The sequence below is a fragment of the Nocardiopsis exhalans genome (assembly GCF_024134545.1).
In the GTDB taxonomy this organism is placed as follows: Bacteria; Actinomycetota; Actinomycetes; order Streptosporangiales; family Streptosporangiaceae; genus Nocardiopsis; species Nocardiopsis exhalans.
The window spans coordinates 1,913,290-1,931,017 of record NZ_CP099837.1 but is presented as its reverse complement, the minus strand read 5'-3'; the positions used below and the strand labels follow the sequence as shown (position 1 = coordinate 1,931,017).

14 protein-coding genes are annotated in these 17,728 nt (G+C 69.8%); 8 read left to right on the top strand and 6 right to left on the bottom strand.

Annotated elements, in window-relative coordinates; all coding sequences use genetic code 11:
- Window positions 1-83: 83 nt before the first annotated feature.
- The 3 genes from NE857_RS08630 to NE857_RS08620 all read right to left on the bottom strand — a co-directional run bounded on the left by NE857_RS08630 (window position 84) and on the right by NE857_RS08620 (window position 3,068).
- On the bottom strand, window positions 84-1,544 hold the full coding sequence (locus NE857_RS08630; RefSeq protein WP_254420501.1) for a hypothetical protein: 1,461 nt from the start codon (window positions 1,542-1,544) through the stop codon (window positions 84-86).
- A gap of 122 nt (window positions 1,545-1,666) precedes the next feature.
- Window positions 1,667-2,287 carry a SanA/YdcF family protein gene (locus tag NE857_RS08625; protein WP_254420500.1) on the bottom strand — a complete coding sequence of 207 codons (621 nt, stop codon included), beginning with the start codon at window positions 2,285-2,287 and terminating at the stop codon, window positions 1,667-1,669.
- 130 nt (window positions 2,288-2,417) lie between these two features.
- Window positions 2,418-3,068 (bottom strand): DUF1707 SHOCT-like domain-containing protein, encoded by a 651-nt coding sequence (locus NE857_RS08620; protein WP_254420499.1) that lies wholly within the window; start codon window positions 3,066-3,068, stop codon window positions 2,418-2,420.
- An 880-nt stretch (window positions 3,069-3,948) separates the two neighbouring features.
- Between NE857_RS08620 and NE857_RS08615 the strand changes: the two genes are divergently transcribed.
- Entirely contained in the window at window positions 3,949-5,778 is a 1,830-nt protein-coding gene (locus NE857_RS08615) for a UvrD-helicase domain-containing protein (RefSeq protein ID WP_254420498.1), read from the top strand.
- 199 nt (window positions 5,779-5,977) lie between these two features.
- On the opposite strand, the gene NE857_RS08610 is transcribed toward NE857_RS08615, so the two are convergent.
- Window positions 5,978-7,456: a DUF6114 domain-containing protein gene (locus NE857_RS08610; protein WP_254420497.1), complete on the bottom strand. Its 1,479-nt coding sequence runs from the start codon at window positions 7,454-7,456 to the stop codon at window positions 5,978-5,980.
- Window positions 7,457-7,460: 4 nt separating this feature from the next.
- Window positions 7,461-8,108 carry a DUF6230 family protein gene (locus tag NE857_RS08605; protein ID WP_017581935.1) on the bottom strand — a complete coding sequence of 216 codons (648 nt, stop codon included), beginning with the start codon at window positions 8,106-8,108 and terminating at the stop codon, window positions 7,461-7,463.
- 218 nt (window positions 8,109-8,326) lie between these two features.
- On the opposite strand from NE857_RS08605, the gene NE857_RS08600 reads away from it, so the two are divergent.
- Window positions 8,327-10,255 carry a GMC oxidoreductase gene (locus NE857_RS08600; protein ID WP_254420496.1) on the top strand — a complete coding sequence of 643 codons (1,929 nt, stop codon included), beginning with the start codon at window positions 8,327-8,329 and terminating at the stop codon, window positions 10,253-10,255.
- Between the two features lie 211 nt (window positions 10,256-10,466).
- On the opposite strand, the gene NE857_RS08595 is transcribed toward NE857_RS08600, so the two are convergent.
- Window positions 10,467-11,249 carry a MerR family transcriptional regulator gene (locus NE857_RS08595; protein ID WP_254420495.1) on the bottom strand — a complete coding sequence of 261 codons (783 nt, stop codon included), beginning with the start codon at window positions 11,247-11,249 and terminating at the stop codon, window positions 10,467-10,469.
- Between the two features lie 177 nt (window positions 11,250-11,426).
- Between NE857_RS08595 and NE857_RS08590 the strand changes: the two genes are divergently transcribed.
- From NE857_RS08590 to NE857_RS08565, 6 genes are all read left to right on the top strand, one after another.
- Window positions 11,427-12,338: an AurF N-oxygenase family protein gene (locus tag NE857_RS08590; RefSeq protein WP_184370752.1), complete on the top strand. Its 912-nt coding sequence runs from the start codon at window positions 11,427-11,429 to the stop codon at window positions 12,336-12,338.
- Between the two features lie 229 nt (window positions 12,339-12,567).
- The gene (locus NE857_RS08585) at window positions 12,568-13,488 is read left to right on the top strand and encodes an SDR family NAD(P)-dependent oxidoreductase (protein ID WP_254420494.1); all 921 of its coding nucleotides are present in this window, start codon (window positions 12,568-12,570) and stop codon (window positions 13,486-13,488) included.
- Window positions 13,489-13,514: 26 nt separating this feature from the next.
- Window positions 13,515-14,429, top strand: coding sequence for an AurF N-oxygenase family protein (locus tag NE857_RS08580; RefSeq protein WP_017581930.1), 915 nt, complete (start codon window positions 13,515-13,517; stop codon window positions 14,427-14,429).
- A gap of 321 nt (window positions 14,430-14,750) precedes the next feature.
- Window positions 14,751-16,268, top strand: a complete 1,518-nt coding sequence (locus NE857_RS08575) for a flavin-containing monooxygenase (RefSeq protein ID WP_254420493.1) — start codon at window positions 14,751-14,753, stop codon at window positions 16,266-16,268.
- 43 nt (window positions 16,269-16,311) lie between these two features.
- Window positions 16,312-16,656, top strand: a complete 345-nt coding sequence (locus NE857_RS08570) for a DUF4873 domain-containing protein (RefSeq protein WP_254420492.1) — start codon at window positions 16,312-16,314, stop codon at window positions 16,654-16,656.
- A 110-nt stretch (window positions 16,657-16,766) separates the two neighbouring features.
- Window positions 16,767-17,663, top strand: coding sequence for an alpha/beta fold hydrolase (locus NE857_RS08565; RefSeq protein WP_254420491.1), 897 nt, complete (start codon window positions 16,767-16,769; stop codon window positions 17,661-17,663).
- Window positions 17,664-17,728: the final 65 nt, after the last annotated feature.

Here is a 17,728-nt window from a genome sequence, read left to right as displayed (position 1 = left end):
CGGCGAAACCCGCGCCCGTGCCTGTTCGGGGCTCCGGGAGCGGGTTTCGCCTTGGCTGGTCCGTCTGGGGTTCAGCCGTAGGGTCAGCGGCCCCCGCCGAAGAGGCGGTCGAACAGGCTGGTGGGTGCCTGCGGCTGCTGCGGGGCGGGGGCCTCGGGAGCCTCCTCGGCCTCCGGCTCGGGCTCCACGCCGACCAGGGCGCAGAACTCCTCCATGTCGTCCGGCAGCGCCCAGGCGCGCAGGGTCGCGGTGAACTCCTCGTCCTCCCACGCCGAGGCCGGGAGTTCGGCGATGGTCCACAGGACCTTCAGCGTCTCCTCCTCGTACTCGGCCTGGGCGTGCTCCTCGGCCGTGTAGCCCTTGGAGCGGGGGCCCAGGACGATCTCCAGGGCCGCACCGGTGACCAGGGCGCGCGACTCGTCCTCGCCCTTGATCAGGCCGGGCAGGATGTCCAGGCGCAGCCGGCGGGCGCGGTCCCCGGCGCGGCCCAGCGCCAGGAAGCCCAGGACCTGCGGGGAGCGGTTGCCGCAGTGCGGCCACGACTCGTTGAACAGACCCTCGTAGCCCACCGAGGTCCCGCCGCCGCGGCCGATCCGGCGCAGCCCCTCGCGCGGGGTGTTCTCGCCGTGGATCAGGACCAGCGCCACCGAGGCGGCGAAGGAATTGTAGAGGTTGCCGCTGGCCATCTGGTGGGTCAGGGCGACGGTGGTGTCGACGTCCGCGGGGTCGGCGACCAGACCGAGGGCGAACAGCTCCGCGGGCAGCGGGTCGGCGGGCACCTGCTCGCTGTTGTCCAGACCCCGTGCCGCCAACTCGCGCACCGACGGGACCTTGGGCCTGGGGCGCAGGTCCTTGGCGAGCAGCATCTGCGAGGCACCGGTGATCTCGGAGGAGATGCGCTCGGCGTCGGCGGGCAGGAAGCCCAGCAGGTAGCCGACCCACTCCCCCGCGCGGTCCAGGCCGTTCCGGTTGGCATCGCCCTTGAGCAGGGTGACCAGGTCGGGGACCCGGGCCAGGACGGCCTCGTAGGTGTCCAGCTCGGCCTGCAGGACCTCGGCGCCGTCGTCGGCCTCCAGCACGGCGAGCCGGTTGCGCATCCGGTGGAAGTACTGCTCGTCGGGGGCCTCCTCCATCCAGGTGCGGTACTGCGCCCGGACCTTCTCCGCGTCGTTGGAGACGGCCCAGGCCACCTCGTCGCGCCACTGGTCGAGGTCCCGGGCTTGCGGGAAGCGGTCCTCGGCGTGCGCGCTGACCAGCTCGAGGAGGAGGCTCAGCGGGCGCCAGCGGTCGGTGGGCGGGGTCTCTTCGGCGATCGCGATGTCGACCAGGCGGTCCACGGCCTCGGGGGCGGCCCGGTGACCGGGTGCGGGGAAGTGGATGATGTCGTGGAGGTCGGACAGGGCGCTGTCACTGGCCGCGACCTGTGCGAGCAGCTCGGGGATGCGCTCGCCGCCGTCGGGGGCCAGAGCGGCCCAGTCCACCGCCTCCGCGCTCTCCACGTTCTCCGTGTTGTCGTTTTCTTCGTTTCCCGTGGTCGCGTTCATAGGCCCGATTATCCCGGCTCAGGGGTTCTGCGCGAATCGCGCGGCGAGGTCGTGCTTCTCACCGGCCCCGCGGGAACTCTCCGCCGTGTTCCGGTAGCCCTTCGGGAGGGCTTCAGGGGCCCTCAGCCGTCCTTGTCGGTGAGCTCGCCGCGGGCGGGTTCGGGGCGCAGGACGGCGTCCTTCAGGGCCTTGGCGGCCGCGCCGACCTCCCGGGCGTAACCGATGAGGGTGGAGCGGCGGCGGGCGCCGAGGCTGGGGTCGCCCACACCCACGGCGTCGATCCCGGCGGCTCGGGCCAGGGAGACGGTGCGGGGAAGGTGGAAGGACTGCGTGACCATGGTCGCCGCGTCCACCCCGTAGAGCCCCTTGATCCGCACACAGGTGTCCCAGGTGCGGTAGCCGAACGGGTCCGCCGTCACACGGTCCGCGGGCACGCCCCGGGCCACCAGGTAGTCGGTCATGGTGTCGGTCTCGCGGCGGGAGACCTCCCGGTTGTCCCCGGAGACCAGGACGCGGTCGACCTTCCCGGTCTCCACCAGCCGCACGGCCAGGTCGAGGCGGCGGGCGAGCAGCGGGGAGGGGCCGTCGGCCCAGGCGGCGGCGCCGAGCACCACCGCGACGGGCCGGTGGGGCACGGTCTCCACGCTCCCGCGCCGACCCGTGCTGGCCAGGTAGGTCCAGGCGAAGGGCGACAGTCCGAGGGCGAGCACGCCCGCTCCGGCCGCCACGATCCAGATACCCACAGCCGAGTGTCCTCCCCGTTCGGCGCGCGGCCCCTGCCGCGCGGCCACACCATCATGGCGCACGGCGGGAGCACACGGTTCTGCTCACGGGCCTCGGTCAGCCACGGTGCCGCCCTTACGCTGTTCCGCCCTAACTGAAGAGGTCGCTCCAGCCGCCGGACCTCTTGTACCGGACCTTGAGCGTGCCGCCCTGGCTCTTGCCGGTGATGACGAAGTGCGGGGTGCCGTGGCGCGGGATGGAGTCGATGTCCGAGCGGATGCTGCCGAACCAGGAGGCGTCGACGTCGATCTCGGCAGTGGCTCCCTCGGGCAGGATCAGATCCCCCGACCCCCAGGACACGTCCACCCAGACCTCGATGACGGGGGTGGTCAGGCGGGCCTCGCGGAAGTCGAGCTTGGTCGAGCCGAATCGCGCGTCGGCCTCGACCCGGTGGGGGACGGTCCACTCCCCCTTGCGTGCGACGGAGCCGCCCTGGCCCTTGAGGACCAGGGGCTGGCCGCCCACGAGGGGTTGGTGGCCCGTGGGCGAGAGCCCCTGGCCGCCTCCGGACAGGGTGGCTCCGGTGGGTGCGGGGCCGCCGAACCCGGCCGCTCCGGCGGGCAGGTCGGCCACGATGGGCCGCAGATCGGCGTAGGTCTTGGCGGCGTAGACGGCGCTGAGGCGCTCGTCCAGTTCGTCGAGGTCCAGCCTGCCCTCACCCGCGGCCTCGCGGAGGATCTCGGCCACATGGTCGCGCTCGGTGTCCGAGATGCGCATGTGGTTTATGTCGTCGGGGGCCACGTGCTCGTCCCGCTCCTTCCGCCTGGTTTGGTCACCACCAACGTTAGGGCATGGGGCCGGTTCGGGGGTTCCCGAGTTCGCGGCGCCGACGGCGGAGAGAGCCCGTTTGTCGTACCCGGCGAAGAGGATGCGTTCCGAGCCTCAGCAGCACCGGGGTTCTCACCTCGCGCGGCCCCGCCCTGGACCGCCGTGGTTTGCCCGCGCCTCCCCGCTTTGGAGAGCACGGGGACTGGGTACCGCTTCTCTAGGGTGGTTGAGGACGTGGTTGAGGACTCTGCCGGGGTAGGACGGACCCCGGCAGAGTCCTGAACCACGCGTCGTGCCTCCCCCGGGTGGCTACACCATGTCGCACCGCACACCTTCCTGCACAGAGCGTGTCCGAAACCGGCCAGACTGTGAAACCAGACCCGGGGTTCCCTCATGTTTCCGGTCCCCTGCCACCTCAGTCCCACTCTCGAATTTCGGCCACCCGTACCCCGCAGGCCAGGACACCCTCCCCTCTCCCAACTCCCCCAGGAGAAACAGGACGGCTCTGCCCCGAGACGCGAGTTTCGGCCAGAACTATAACCCGCATTGCGGACATAGACCGCGACTGAAGAACCGCAGGTCACGACCCCCCTCCGCGAGTGCCGTCGAAAATCCTTGCGAGAGTCTCGAACACCCTTCCGCAAAGCATCCTTTGAACTGCGAAAACTCGACCCTCAAGGCGATCCGCGCGATCGCCGAGAATCGCCCTCCGAGCGGCGTTTGCCCAAATTCCCCGGCGAGCATGTCTCCAGTGAGAGCGGAGCCATCCGCCGGCTCCACCCTCGCCAGACACCATCCGCTCCGACCGTCCGAAAGAGCCGCCATCAGGTCGAAGACCGGAGGAATCCACGACGTGTCCGCCCTCGCGATCGCCCCGACGTTTCTCAGCGACTTCACCCGCCTCACGCCCGACGTCCAGCTCGACACCCTGGCCGTGATGCGCGCCTACCAGGCCGGTGACCAGCCCGGACTGGAGTCCGTCGCGGGCGCCGCCGACCCCCGGGTCCGGGTCGTCAGTATCGCCCCCGACTGGTCCGGCGTTATCGTCCCCGACCCCGACGTCGAGCCCGGCACCGAGGACGCCGGACAGGACGAGGCGCATGAGACGCCCTACCGGCTGCTCACCGTGCGCCCGCGCGACGAGGCCCTGCGCTACGCCCGCAGCCTGCGCCCAGAAGCCCTGCCCGACACCCTCGTCGAGGCCGGGACCGACCCCGTCGACCTCACCCCGATCGGCCCGCCCGAGCTCGCCGGAGCGCTCAGCTCGCCCTTCGCCCAGTGGCAGATCACCCTGCACCCGGACCAGCACCGGATCACCGAGGCGCACTTCAACGGTTCGGCGCAGATCACCGGCGGCCCGGGCACCGGCAAGACGGTGATGGCCCTGTACCGCGCCGCGCACCTGGCCGAACTGGACGCCGCCGCGCACCCCGGGGACACCCGGGAGTCCGTCCTGCTCACCACCTACAACCGCGCCCTGGCCCAGTCCCTGGCCGACCGTCTGGACCAGCTGCTGCCCGACCCCGGCACCCGCTCCAGGGTCAAGGTGGCCACCATCGACAGCCTGGCCCGCTCCATCGTGCAGACGCACACCAGCACGGCCCCGCGGATGGCCGGTAAGGACGAGCTGGCCCAGCGCTGGCGCGCGGTCGCCCTCGCCGATGGCCTGCCCTTCTCCGGCCGCTTCCTGGTGGACGAGTGGGAGCAGGTGATCCTGGCCAAGGGCCTGGAGCTGCTACCCGACTACATCCGCTGCGAGCGCAGCGGCCGCGTCCAGCACCTGGCGCCCGAGCACCGGCGGCAGGTGTGGGAGACGGTGCGGCGCTACGTGGGCGCGATGCGGGTGGAAGGACTGTGGTCCTACCCGCAGCTGGCCGGTGAGGCCGCCCGGGTGCTGGGCCGGTCCGGCCCGCTGTTCCGGCACGTGGTGGTGGACGAGGCCCAGGACCTGCACCCGGCGCAGTGGCGGATGCTGCGCGCCGCGGTCCCGGAGGGCCCCGACGACCTGTTCATCGTGGGCGACCCGCACCAGCGGGTGTCCGACAACCGGGTCTCGCTGGCCTCGCTCGGCATCAACGTGCGCGGCCGCGGCCACCGGCTGCGGGTCAGCTACCGGGTGACCCAGGAGATCCTGGACTGGAGCATGCCGATCCTGGGCCGCCGGGCCGCCCTGGGGATGGACGACGACGCCGACACCCTGGCCGGTTACCGTTCGCTGCTGCGCGGACCCGCACCGGTGGTGCGCGGCTGCGAGAGCCGGACCGAGGAGCTCACCGCGCTGGGCGAGTGGGTCCGGGTGTGGCTGGAGGCCGGGGTGAACCCGAGCGAGATCGCGGTGGCCGGGCGCAACCAGTGGGTGGTGCGCGGGGTCACCAAGGAGTTGGAGGCCCGCGGCGTACCGACCACCCCGTTGGAGGGCGCCGGCGACACCGCGGCGGTGCGGGTCGGCACGATGCACCGGATGAAGGGGCAGGAGTTCCGCTGCGTGGCTCTGGTCGGGGTGAGCGACCACCTCCTGCCGCCCAAGGCCGCGCTCGAGGCGGCCGAGGGCGACCAGGTCGCGCTGGAGCACGCCTACCAGCAGGAGCGGACGCTGCTGTTCGTGGCCTGCACCCGGGCCCGGGACGCGCTGTACGTCTCGCATGTGGGACAGCCCAGCCGCCTGATTTCGGAGAACTGGTGAGGTGAGGGCCGGGGTCGAACCCGTGAGTCCCTGAATCGCCCGCGGCAGCCGGGTCCCGGTCAACCGGCCGGGACCCGGTCCAGTTCGGCTCGGATCCGGTTTCGGGAACGGGAACGGGAAACGGGGACGCCGCCGCTGCGGCGCCCCCGTTCTCGATGCTGCTCTCCGGGGCACAGGTCCCCCGAGGTCTGTCGGGGAGCTAGGCGGTCCCGCCGTACTGACCGTTGAGGTTGGGGATGGTCATCGAGTCGGTGGAGGCCATCGGGTTGTCCACCTCCACACCGGTCACGTACATGATCGGCAGCAGGAGCGGCGGCGGGAAGTCCGGCGTGAAGGTCAGCGGAATGCCCAGCAGCCGCACGTGCATGCGTGTCACGTGCATCTCCACGTCACCGGTGAGGTTCATGGTGGGCAGCCCGAGGCTGCGCCGGGTACCGAGGTCGTCGAACCACAGTTCGCCGTTGCGGATGTCGCCGCGGCTCATGGTGAGCCGGATGTAACGCTGAGGGCCGTCCGCGGTCGGGCACTCCACCACGCCCCGGTATCGGGCGCCGTACATGGTGAGACTGTCGGCGGTGAGGCCGGAGTCGCGGACCGAGCCGCGGAAGCAGTCGTAGTCGGAGTCGACCATGACCTCCGGGTACTCGTCCTCCTCCTGGGCGGCCTGGCAGGCCAGGACCACGGCGAGGAAGTCTTCCTCGTCCTCGGTGACGGCGTCGTCACCGATCCTGAGCTGGCACTCCTCGGGGTTGGCGTCCTCGTCCTCCTCCAGCTCCTCCTCTTCGTCCTCCTCCTCGCCGTCGGTCTCGTCCTCGGTGTCCTCGGTGTCCTCGTCGTCGTCCGGGTCCTCGGGGTAACCCTCTCCGGGGTCACCCCTGCCGGGCTCCTCCGAGGCCTTGTCCGAGGGTTCCTCGGAGGGCTGTTCCTCGGACTGTTCCTCGTCGCCCCCGGGGAGGAACCAGTCCCAGGGCCAGCCCAGGTTGGGGGCGGGCGCCGAGGCGACGGCTACGGCGACGGCGAGTGGCAGGGCGAGCGCGACCAGGGGCCGGGTTCCGCCCTGCGGGTCGGTGACGGTCTCGGTCTCCGCTGTCGCGCTGCCGTGGTCACCGGGTCTTTCGGCACGTGTGCCGGTGCGGGTGCCGGGGGTGTCCCCGGCGGAGGTGCCGCTGGTGTCGCTGTCCGCGTCAGCGCTGGCCGTGTCGGCGGCATCGGCGTCGGTGTCGTCATCGACCCCGTCGCGCGCCTCGTCCTCGGGGGAGGCCGCAGCCCGGCGGCGCTTGCGAGAGCGCCGCCGGGCGTCGGGTGCCCACGCGAACACGAGAGACCCGCCGACGATTCCGAGCAGCATCCCGATGACGAACCCACCGAAGTTGGAGGTCACGAAGGACACCAGCGCGAGCATGACCCCGACCAGGCCGAAGAACACGTGCTGGGCGGGCTGGAACCAGCTCAGCACGCCGAGCGTGATCAGCAGGAACGCGATGAGCGGACCGGACACCCCGGCGATCCCCGCGTAGATGATCAGGTCGATCGGCAGGATCAGGCTCTGCGCGGCCGGTGCGACCAGAAGCTCGATGCCGGCCGCGATGAGGAGGACTCCGCCCCAGAACGGACGGGTCCGTCGCCAGTCGCGGAACCATCCCCATCCCGAGCGAAGCGGGTTCAGTGCGTGGGCCATGGGATCAGAAGCACTCGTGGTTGCCGGGCTTGATCGCCAGGTTCAGTCCGGACAGGCGCAGGGAACCGGAGGTGACCGCCCAGGTGGTCAGCTGCATGTCGGAGACGGTGATGCTGTCGGACTGGAGTCCGAAACCACCCGCGGGACCCTGGCCGCCCTCCGCCTTGTCCAGGGTGCTGGCGTCACGGCCGATCTCGATGGCGCTGAACTCGGCGTTGCCCTGGAGCTGTTCGATGTCGATGACGAGGTTGCTGCCCTGGACCGGGTTGGTGGCCCCGGCGTTGATGACGAGGGTGGCATCACCGATGGGCAGGTCCCACAGGGAGGACATGCACAGGTTGTCCAGTTCTGCGGTGTTGATCGTGGACAGGCCGACGGGGCGGGCTGAGCCGTCCACCGAGTTGGCGACGTCGCCGTACTGGCTGAAACCGTTGCCCTCGAGCGAGTCCGCGGACATCTTGAAGCTGTCTCCGGAGACCGCGAAGGAAGCGGCGAGAAGGCCCTGGGTGGTCATGCCGCCGAGAACCGCAGCTGCCACGAAACCGGGGACGGCGACGAGGGCGAATCTGCGCCAGCGTGTTCCACCGCTGCCTTCGGGCTGCTCAGGCATGTCCTGAGTAGCCTCGGGCGCCTCTTCGGGAGCCTTGGGCATGTGAACCTCCAGTGTTCCGCCGCTGGGGGAAGCGGCGAGGGGGAACGAAACTTGCGCCGAAGCACGCCACGCGTGTTACATGGAACACACCTTACTCGGCGGTAGTGACGAACATTACAATATGGGTTGTCACATTTCTAGATGGCGCATTCATCGTTGCGGACTCGTATCCGGCGCATTACGGGCAACCGCTTCCGACCTGGAGAGAGACCCAAGCCATGTCCCCTCAGCGCACAGAAGACCCCGCCGACGGCAGAGCACAACCGGATGACCGCGGCGTGAACGGTGCCGCCCCGGACGACGCCTTCGACTACGACGTGGTGGTGATCGGCTCCGGCTTCGGCGGATCGGTCAGCGCCCTTCGCCTCACGGAGAAGGGGTACCGCGTCGGCGTCCTGGAGGCCGGGCGCCGTTTCACACCCGAGACGCTCCCGTCCTCGTCCTGGGACGTGAAGAACTTCCTCTGGGCCCCGCAGGCCGGGATGTACGGCATCCAGCGCATCCACCTGCTGCGCGACGTCATGATCCTCGCTGGCGCGGGGGTCGGCGGCGGCTCCCTCAACTACGCGAACACGCTCTACCACCCGATGGACGCGTTCTTCGAGGACCCGCAGTGGCAGCACATCACCGACTGGAAGTCGGAGCTGTCGCCCTTCTACGACCAGGCCCGCCGCATGCTCGGCGTGCGCACCAACCCCACCGTCACCCCCTCCGACGTCCACCTGAAGGCAGTGGCCGAGGACATGGGCGTCGGTGACACCTTCCGCCTCACCCCCGTCGGCGTGTGCTTCGGCGACGGGGAGGACGGCGACGGCAACAAGGCCGCCCCCGGCGAGTCCGTCGGCGACCCCTACTTCGGCGGCGCGGGACCCGACCGCAAGGCCTGCAAGGAGTGCGGCGAGTGCATGACCGGCTGCCGGCACGGGGCCAAGAACACCCTGACCGAGAACTACCTGTACTTCGCGGAGCGTGGCGGCGCCGAAGTACACCCCCTGACCACGGTCGAGCGGCTGCGTGAGCGCCCCGAGTCCGAGGGCGGCGGTTTCGCGGTGGACACCCTGCGCACGGACGCCCCGAGGCGCAAGTCGAACGCCCGCACGTTCACCGCGCGCCAGGTCGTGGTCGCGGCCGGGACCTACAACACCCAGACCCTGCTGCACCGGATGCGGGACAACGGGATGCTCCCCCGGCTGTCCGAAAAGCTGGGCACCCTGACCCGAACCAACTCCGAAGCTCTGGTCGGCGCCATGAGCAAGCAGGTGCCGCCGCCCGAGGACCTCACCCAGGGCGTGGCGATCACGTCGTCCATCCACCCGAACGCGAACACGCACATCGAGCCGGTCCGCTACGGCAAGGGCTCCAACGCGATGGGGCTGCTCACCGCGATCCAGGTGCCGGGCGGCGGGAAGATCCCGCGCTGGCTGCGCTTCCTCGGGCTGGCCGCGCGCCACCCGTACGTGTTCATGCGCAGCTTCTCCAACCGCCGCTGGTCCGAGCGGATCATCATCGGGCTGGTCATGCAGTCCCTGGACAACTCGCTGACCACCTCGGTCAAGCGGGGCCTGCTGGGCGGGAGGAAGAAGCTCACCTCCCGGCAGGGGCACGGCGAGCCCAACCCCACCTGGATCCCCGAGGGGCAGGAGGCGGCCACCCGGCTGGCCGAGCGGATCGACGGCTACCCGGGCGGCACCGTCGGCGACATCTTCAACATCCCGATGACCGCGCACTTCCTGGGCGGCTGCCCGATCGGCGACAGCCCCGAGAGCGGCGTGATCGACCCCTACCACCGGCTGTACGGGCACCCCGGGCTGCACGTGGTGGACGGTTCGGCTGTCACCGCGAACCTGGGCGTGAACCCGTCCCTGACCATCACCGCGCAGGCCGAGCGGGCGATGTCGATGTGGCCGAACAAGGGCGAGGAGGACGCCCGCCCGGCACAGGGCGAGGACTACCGGCGCACCAAGCCGGTCTTCCCGCGCAACCCGGCCGTCCCGACCGGTGCCTTCGCCGAGCTGCGCTTCACGAAGTCGCTGCCGCTGTCCGTGGTGAGCTCCACGGAGCCCCCCGGCGGGGAGGCGGCCGAGGAGATCGCCGAACAGATCGAGGAGAAGGCGGCCGAGATCGGCGCCGAGGCGCCCAAGAGCTGACCCGGTTCCGGTCCGCACCGGGCCGCACGCGGGCCCGGACACCTGAGCGGTGTCCGGGCCCGTGGTCTGTCCGGGTTCGAGCGGTGGGGGCCGCTGTGTGGAGGGGCGAAGTCTTCGGGGGTCGAAGCTGTCGGGGGTCGGAGCGAGCCGGGTGCCGGGGAGCACGGCTCTGTGTTGCTGTGTGGCTTTAGCTGTGGCTGTGGCTGTGGACTCAGGGGCCGTGCGGGTCGTCCTGGTCCTGGTTGGTCAGGCCCTCACTCCGCAGGGTCTCCATCCCGTCGGCGAAGTGGTCACCCATGATGTTGGTGAGGTGGTTGGCCATCTCCTGGGCCAGGACCGCGTCCACCGCCTGCTGGGCCAGGGGGCGCACGTGGCGGATGAGTTCGGCGATCTTCGCGATGTCCTCGGGCTGGAGCACGCTCCCCGCGGTGTACTCGGCGATGATGTGGTCGGAGACCAGGCGGATCATGTGCTCGGAGACGTGACCGATCTTGTCGCGCAGGTTCTCGGCTATGTCGAGCACCGAGCCCACGGTCATCCCGAGCTTGACCAGCTCCACACCGGCGTGCAGCAGGCGCGGGCTGGGCACCCGGAAACGCAGACCGTCGCGTTCGAGCACACCGAGGTCCAGCGCACGCTTTATGGTCTTCGGGGTCACCCCCTTGCCGAACAGTTCCCTCAGGTCGCCGAGGCTGATGTAGTCGGCGATCTCGTCACTCCAGGCGTCCCCGATCGCGGATTCGAAGCCGAGGACCTCGGACAGGTCGCCGCCGCGCTCCCACACCTGGAACATCTCACCGATGTTGGCGAAGGTGTAGCCGCGGCGGAGTAGCTGGCCGATCAGCCGCAGGCGCGCCAGATGTGCTTCGGAGTAGATGCCCACGCGACCCTGGCGTCGAGGCGGGGCGAGGAGACCTCGGTCCTGGTACACCCGGACGTTGCGCACCGTCGTGTCGGCGAGCCGGGCGAGTTCGTCAATGCGGTATTCGGCCATACAACCCAGCCTAGAGACCCTGGAGAGCCGTACTCATCAGTAAATCCGTCCCTCCGTGCCGTTGAACGATGTCAACGAAGATTGTAACGTTCAGGAGAATCGGAGTGAACGGGGTCACATCACTCGAACCGCCCGTTCGGCGCGCCTCCGACACGGAACACCCCCTGGAGGTACCCCATGTCCGTGGCAAACGCGCAGACACCGAAACTCACCGATCGCGAGGACATCGCCAAGCGCCTCCTGCGCGGCTCCGCGAAGGCCTCCTTCGATCCCCTCGTGGAGATCGACTGGGACGCCCCGCTGGAGGACAAGTGGGGCATGCGCCCCGAGCGGGTGTCCATCTACGGCACCCACCTGTGGGACCGGCTCAGCGAGGACCAGCGCAGGGAGCTCTCCCGCCTGGAAATGGCCAGCACCATGGCCACCGGCATCTGGTTCGAGACGATCCTGATGCAGATGCTGGTCCGGCACGCCTACCACAACGACCCCACGACCCTGCATGTCCAGTACGCGTACACCGAGATCGCCGACGAGTGCCGCCACACGGTCATGTTCGCCAAGGCGATCGAGAAGCTGGGTTCCAAGGCCTACCGCCTCGACCCGGTCGCGCACGTGCTGGGCAACCTCTTCAAGGCGATCGCGCACGGCCCGCTGATCTTCGCGGGCGCGCTGTTCGTCGAGGAGATCCTCGACCAGCTACAGCGGGAGATGATCGACGACGACAGCATCGAGCCGGTCGTGCGCTCCACCTCCCGCATCCACGTGATCGAGGAGGCCCGGCACATCCGCTACGCCCGCGAGGAGTTCCACCGCGACTGGATCAGGCGCGGCCCCGTGGACAAGGCCTACTCGCGGCTGGTCCTGGGCCTGGTCACGTACTACTCCGCCACCCGGCTGATCCACACGAAGGTCTACGAGCAGGTCGGCCTCGACCCCAAGGAGGCCTACCGGGTGGCGCACCGCAACCCGATCTTCATCGACAGCAAGACCGAGCTCTCCCGCAAGGTCGTGAAGACCCTGGACACCGCCGGGGCGATCACGGGGCTGGGCCGGTACTTCTGGAAGAAGGCTGGCCTGCTCGGCCGCTGAGCAGCTGATCCATTGAGCCGCCAGCCGCGAAGACACCGGTAAACACAGAGCCGCAGGTGAGCCACCCAGGGGCCGTGCGCTCGGACGCACGGCCCCCTTCCGCGTGCGTCAGACCGGTGTAGCACTCCGGAAACCCGGAACTTACCCGCGAGTAAATTTCTGGCGACACCCCATTGCATTGTGACAATGCTCGTTGTAACGTTCCGGCAATGACTGTGGAGGAGATCACATGACGACCCCCTTGCCGCGCCACCTGAGCCGGCTGCCCGGCCAGAACGCCATCGTCACCGGCGCTTCCGGCGCGTTCGGCAGCGCCACCGTGGCGGTCCTGCGCCACCTCGGCGTCAACGTCGTCGGCATCGACCGCAAGGCCGCCCCCGGTGTCATCGCCTGCGACATCACCGACGACACCCAGGTGCGCGAAGGGGTCGCCGAGGCCATCGAGCAGCTCGGCGGTCGCCTGGACCTGCTCATCCACTACGCCGGGGTCGGCCCGTCCGTGGACATCGGCCACCTGCCCGACTCCCACGCCCACCAGGCGCTGGAGGTCAACCTCCTGGGCACCTGGCGAGTCACCGCCGCGGCGATGCCCGCTCTGCTCAAGAGCCGGGGCCGCGTCATCATCACCGCCTCGCTGCTGGCCAACCTCCAGCTGCCGCTGGCCGGGGCCTACACCGTCTCCAAGCGCGCGGTGACCGCCTACGCCGACTGCCTGCGCGCCGAGTACGGCACGCACGTCGGGGTGACCACGGTCTACCCGGGCTTCGTCGACACCCCCATCCACGAGAGCTCGCGCGCCACCGGAGCCTCGCTCGACGGGCTGGTCCCCGCCGAGACCGAGCGCGACACCGTGATGACCGTGGTCCGCGCCGCGGGCGCCAAGCGCGCCCCGCGCGACGTCGCCTGCACGGCCTTCGGCACCGCGGCCCTCCACCTGACCAAGCACTTCCCCAGCACCACCGAACAGATCGTTTCGCTCCAGCTCGGCCTGCTCCTCACGGACGGCGCCTTCGCGGAGGCGGAGATCGCCCAGGGGCTGCACGCACGACACGGCTCCCCGTACGCCCAAACCAGCGCCACCGCCGGCGCGACCGCCGACGCCACCGTCCGCTCGACCGCCGGCGCCGCCCCCGCCGCCAGCACTTCTTGAATCAGCACTGTCTGAGGAGGAACCCGATGACCGCCGAAGTAATCGCCAAGCCCAAGGTCACCGACCGCGAGGACATCGCCAAGCGCCTCCTGCGCGGCTCCGCCAAGGCCTCCTTCGACCCCCTCATCGAGATCGACTGGGACGCCCCGGTGGACCCGGACATGTGGGCGATCCGCCCCGAGCGCATCTCCATCTACGGCACCCACCTGTGGGACCAGCTCAGCGATGAGAAGCGCAAGGAGCTCTCCCGCCTGGAGGTCGCCAGCGTCGCCACCATCGGCATCTGGTTCGAGACGATCCTGATGCAGATGCTGGTGCGGCACGCCTACCACAACGACCCCACCTCGCTGCACGTCCAGTACGCGTACACCGAGATCGCGGACGAGTGCCGCCACACGGTGATGTTCGCGAAGATGGTCGAGAAGCTGGGCTGGCACACGCACCGGCTCGACCCGGTCACCTTCCATCTCGGCCGCGTCTTCAAGGCGATCGCGCACGGCCCGCTGATCTTCGCGGGCGCGCTGTTCGTCGAGGAGGTCCTGGACCAGCTCCAGCGCGAGGCCGTCCCGGACGAGCAGATCCTGCCGCTGGTGCGCGCCGTGGCCCGCATCCACGTGACCGAGGAAGCGCGCCACATGCGCTACGCCCGCGAGGAGTTCCAGCGCGACTGGCCCGAGCGCGGCGCTCTGAACAAGGCCTACAGCCGGATCGTGCTGGGCCTGGTCTCGTACTACTCCGCGACCCGCCTGATCAGCCCGAAGGTCTACGAGCAGGTCGGGCTCGACCCCAAGGAGGCCTACCGGGTCGCCAAGGGCAACCCGCACTGGGTCGAGACCAAGACCTGGGCCGCCCGCAAGGTCGTCGGCACGCTGGACACCGCCGGTGCGATCTCGGGTCTGGGCAGGTACTTCTGGAAGAAGGCCGGTCTGCTCGGCCGCTAGGGCCCAACGGCTGGAACCCGCACCCCAGAACCCCCGAATCCCCGAGAACGCAGACCGCCCCCGAGAGGATCACCTCTCCCCAGAACGCCGTCGTCGGAAGGCGAAACGCGCCACGTCTTCCGACGGCGGTCCCCCAAACGTCGGGGGCTGAGAGCGTAACGCGCCACGCGCTCAGCCCTCGACACCCCCTCCCCCGGGGGCGAAACGCGCCACGCCCCCGGGGGCCCATACTTACCGGTCGGTACGCAGAGGTCGGCAAGCAGAGTCCGCCGATCCGCAGGAGTCCAGGGCCGCACCGGGCCGCACGAAGGGAACAGCATCGTGACCGAAGCAGTACCGCACTACCGGGTCGCCGTCATCGGCTCCGGGTTCGCCGGAATCGGGATGGCTGTCCGCCTCAGGCAGGCCGGTCTCAGGGACTTCGTGATCCTGGAGCGGGCCGACGGCATCGGCGGGACCTGGCGCGACAACTCCTACCCGGGTGCCGCCTGCGACGTTCCCTCACACCTGTACTCGTTCTCCTTCGCGCTCAACCCCAACTGGAGCCGGAGCTTCTCCCCGCAGCCCGAGATCTGGGACTACATGAAGCGGGTCGCCGGTGAGCACGGGGTCGACCAGCACGTCCGCTACGACAGCGACGTCAAGGCCGCCCGCTGGGAGCCCGACCGCAACCGCTGGCGGATCGAGACCTCCAGCGGCACCGTCACCGCCCAGTTCCTGGTCAGCGGCGCCGGTCCACTCGCTGACCCCACCTACCCGGACATCAAGGGCCTGGGCACCTTCGAGGGCAAGCTGTTCCACTCCGCCGAGTGGGACCACGACCACGACCTGACCGGCCGCAAGGTGGCCGTGATCGGCACCGGCGCCTCCGCCATCCAGTTCGTGCCCAAGATCCAGCCGCAGGTGGGCAGGCTGACGCTGTTCCAGCGCACCGCGCCCTGGGTGATGTTCCGCCACGACCGCGACATCACCAGGGCCGAGAGCTGGCTGTACAGGAACATCCCCGGCGCCCAGCAGATCGCCCGCAAGAGCATCTACTGGGGCCGTGAGAGCTACATCTTCGGTTTCGCGAAGAACCCCAAGCTGCTGGGGATCGTGGAGCGCCTGGGCCGGGCCAACATCAACCGCAGCGTCAAGGACCCGGAGCTGCGCCGCAAGCTCACCCCGACCTTCCGCGCCGGGTGCAAGCGCATCCTGATGTCCAACGACTACTACCCCGCGCTGGCCAAGCCCAACGTGGACGTGGTCACCGAGGGCATCGTCGAGGTACGCCCGGACTCCGTGGTCACCCGGGACTCCTCCGGCAGGGAAACCGAGCACGAGGTGGACACGATCATCCTCGGCACCGGGTTCCAGGTCACCGACCCGCCCATCGCGCACCGCCTCTTCAACCCCGAGGGCCGCTCGCTGGCCGAGCACTGGGGCTCCGACGTCCAGGCGTTCCGGGGCACGACCGTCAACGGCTTCCCCAACGCGTTCGTCCTGGCCGGGCCGAACACCGGCCTCGGGCACACTTCGCAGGTCTTCATGATCGAAGCGCAGATCCGGTACACGATGGAGGCGCTCAAGTTCGCCTGCAAGAACCGGATCGACCGCCTGGAGCCGCGCCCCGAGGCCCAGCGCGCCTACACCGAGATGGTGCACAAGTCCATGCGGGGCACCGTGTGGGTGACCGGCGGCTGTGACAGCTGGTACCTGAACGAGGAGGGCCGCAACACGACGCTGTGGCCCACCTTCACCTGGAACTTCGCGCTGCGCACGCGCTGGTTCGACCCGCACAACTACGACCTGCGCCGCATCCGTTCGGCCAGGAAGAACAAGGAAGCCGTCCCGGCCTGAGCACGCCGGGGACCACAGTCGGAGCCGGAGAAGGAGAAGCGGTATGAGCGGGTTCGATGACGAGGAAGAGGAGTACCGGGGCACGGTCACCATCGTTCTCCAGGATCCCCCGGAGAGCGGCGGCTCCGGGGAGAGCTTCAAGGTCCAGGCCCACCTGGCCGGACACTTCTCCCCGCTGACCGGCGACTACCGCTGGAAGGGCCGCCTGTCGGCCGACCCCGGCCTCACCGAGGCCTACGAGAGCGGAGCGCGCACCGTCATCGTGCGCACCCCGGACGGGCACGAAGGGGTCGGCGTCCTCGACAGCGCCAACCTCTGGGGCGGCCACCCCGTCAGCGGGTCCGGCACACCGCCCTTCGCCGTCCCCCAGATCGAACTCGACGACTGAGCTCCCGGCCGCCCCCACGGCCCCCAGAACGTCCCCCCAGGTCACGCGCCGTCCTGGGGGGACTCCCCTTCCCGAGTGACCAGAGTGACCAGAGTGAGAGGTAACCCCCCATGGCGACACGACACGTGGGCCACGCCCAGGAACTCAGGGTGCGCTCCGCCGACGGCACCCAGCTGCACGTCGAGGTCCGCGGCCCTGCCGAAGGACCGACCGTGGTGTTCGCGCACTGCTGGGCGACCTCCCTGGCCTCCTGGGGTCCCGTCGTCCGCGAACTCGACCCGAACCTGCGGGTGGTCCTGTACGACCAGCGCGGCCACGGCCGCACCCAGACCCCCATCACCCGCGCCGGTTACGGCACTGACAAGCTCGCCGACGACCTCTGCGCGGTGCTCGAAGCGACCGTTCCTGACGGCCGGAAAGCGCTGGTCGCGGGGCACAGCATGGGCGGCATGACCATCATGGCCGCAGGCTCGCGCGCGACCTTCAAAGAGAAGGCCGGCGCCGTCCTCCTCACCAACACCGGCTGCACCGACCTGGCCCGCAGGTCCACCGCCATCCCGCTCCCCGGCTCACTCGGCACCCTCGGCGCCAAGATCTTCCTGACCGCCCCGCTCCCCCTGGGCCCGGCCAACGCCGTCAGCGCCGAGATCTTCAGGTTCCTGGTCATGGGCAAAAAGACCGACAAGGCCACCAAACGCCTGTGCGCCAAGCTCGTACACGACTGCGGCGGTATCCCCCGCGGCGAGTGGGGCCGCGTCATCACCAAGCTCGAACTCGACGAGTCGGTCCGCGAGATCTCCGTGCCCACCGTGGTCGTCGGCGGCGACGAGGACAAACTCACTCCCCCGTGGCACGCACACCACATCGGCGACCTCGTCCAGAACTGCGAAGAAGTCCGCGTGATCCCCGGCCTGGGCCACATGGGCCCTCTGGAGGTCCCCAAGACCCTGGCCGAGCTGGTCGACAAGCTGGCGATCAACCACATCGCCACGAGCACGAAGGCCTAGAGCCCGACATACAAGGGGCGCGACGCGGAGGGGGCGTCGCGCCCCTTCGCCATGTCACTTCCTGA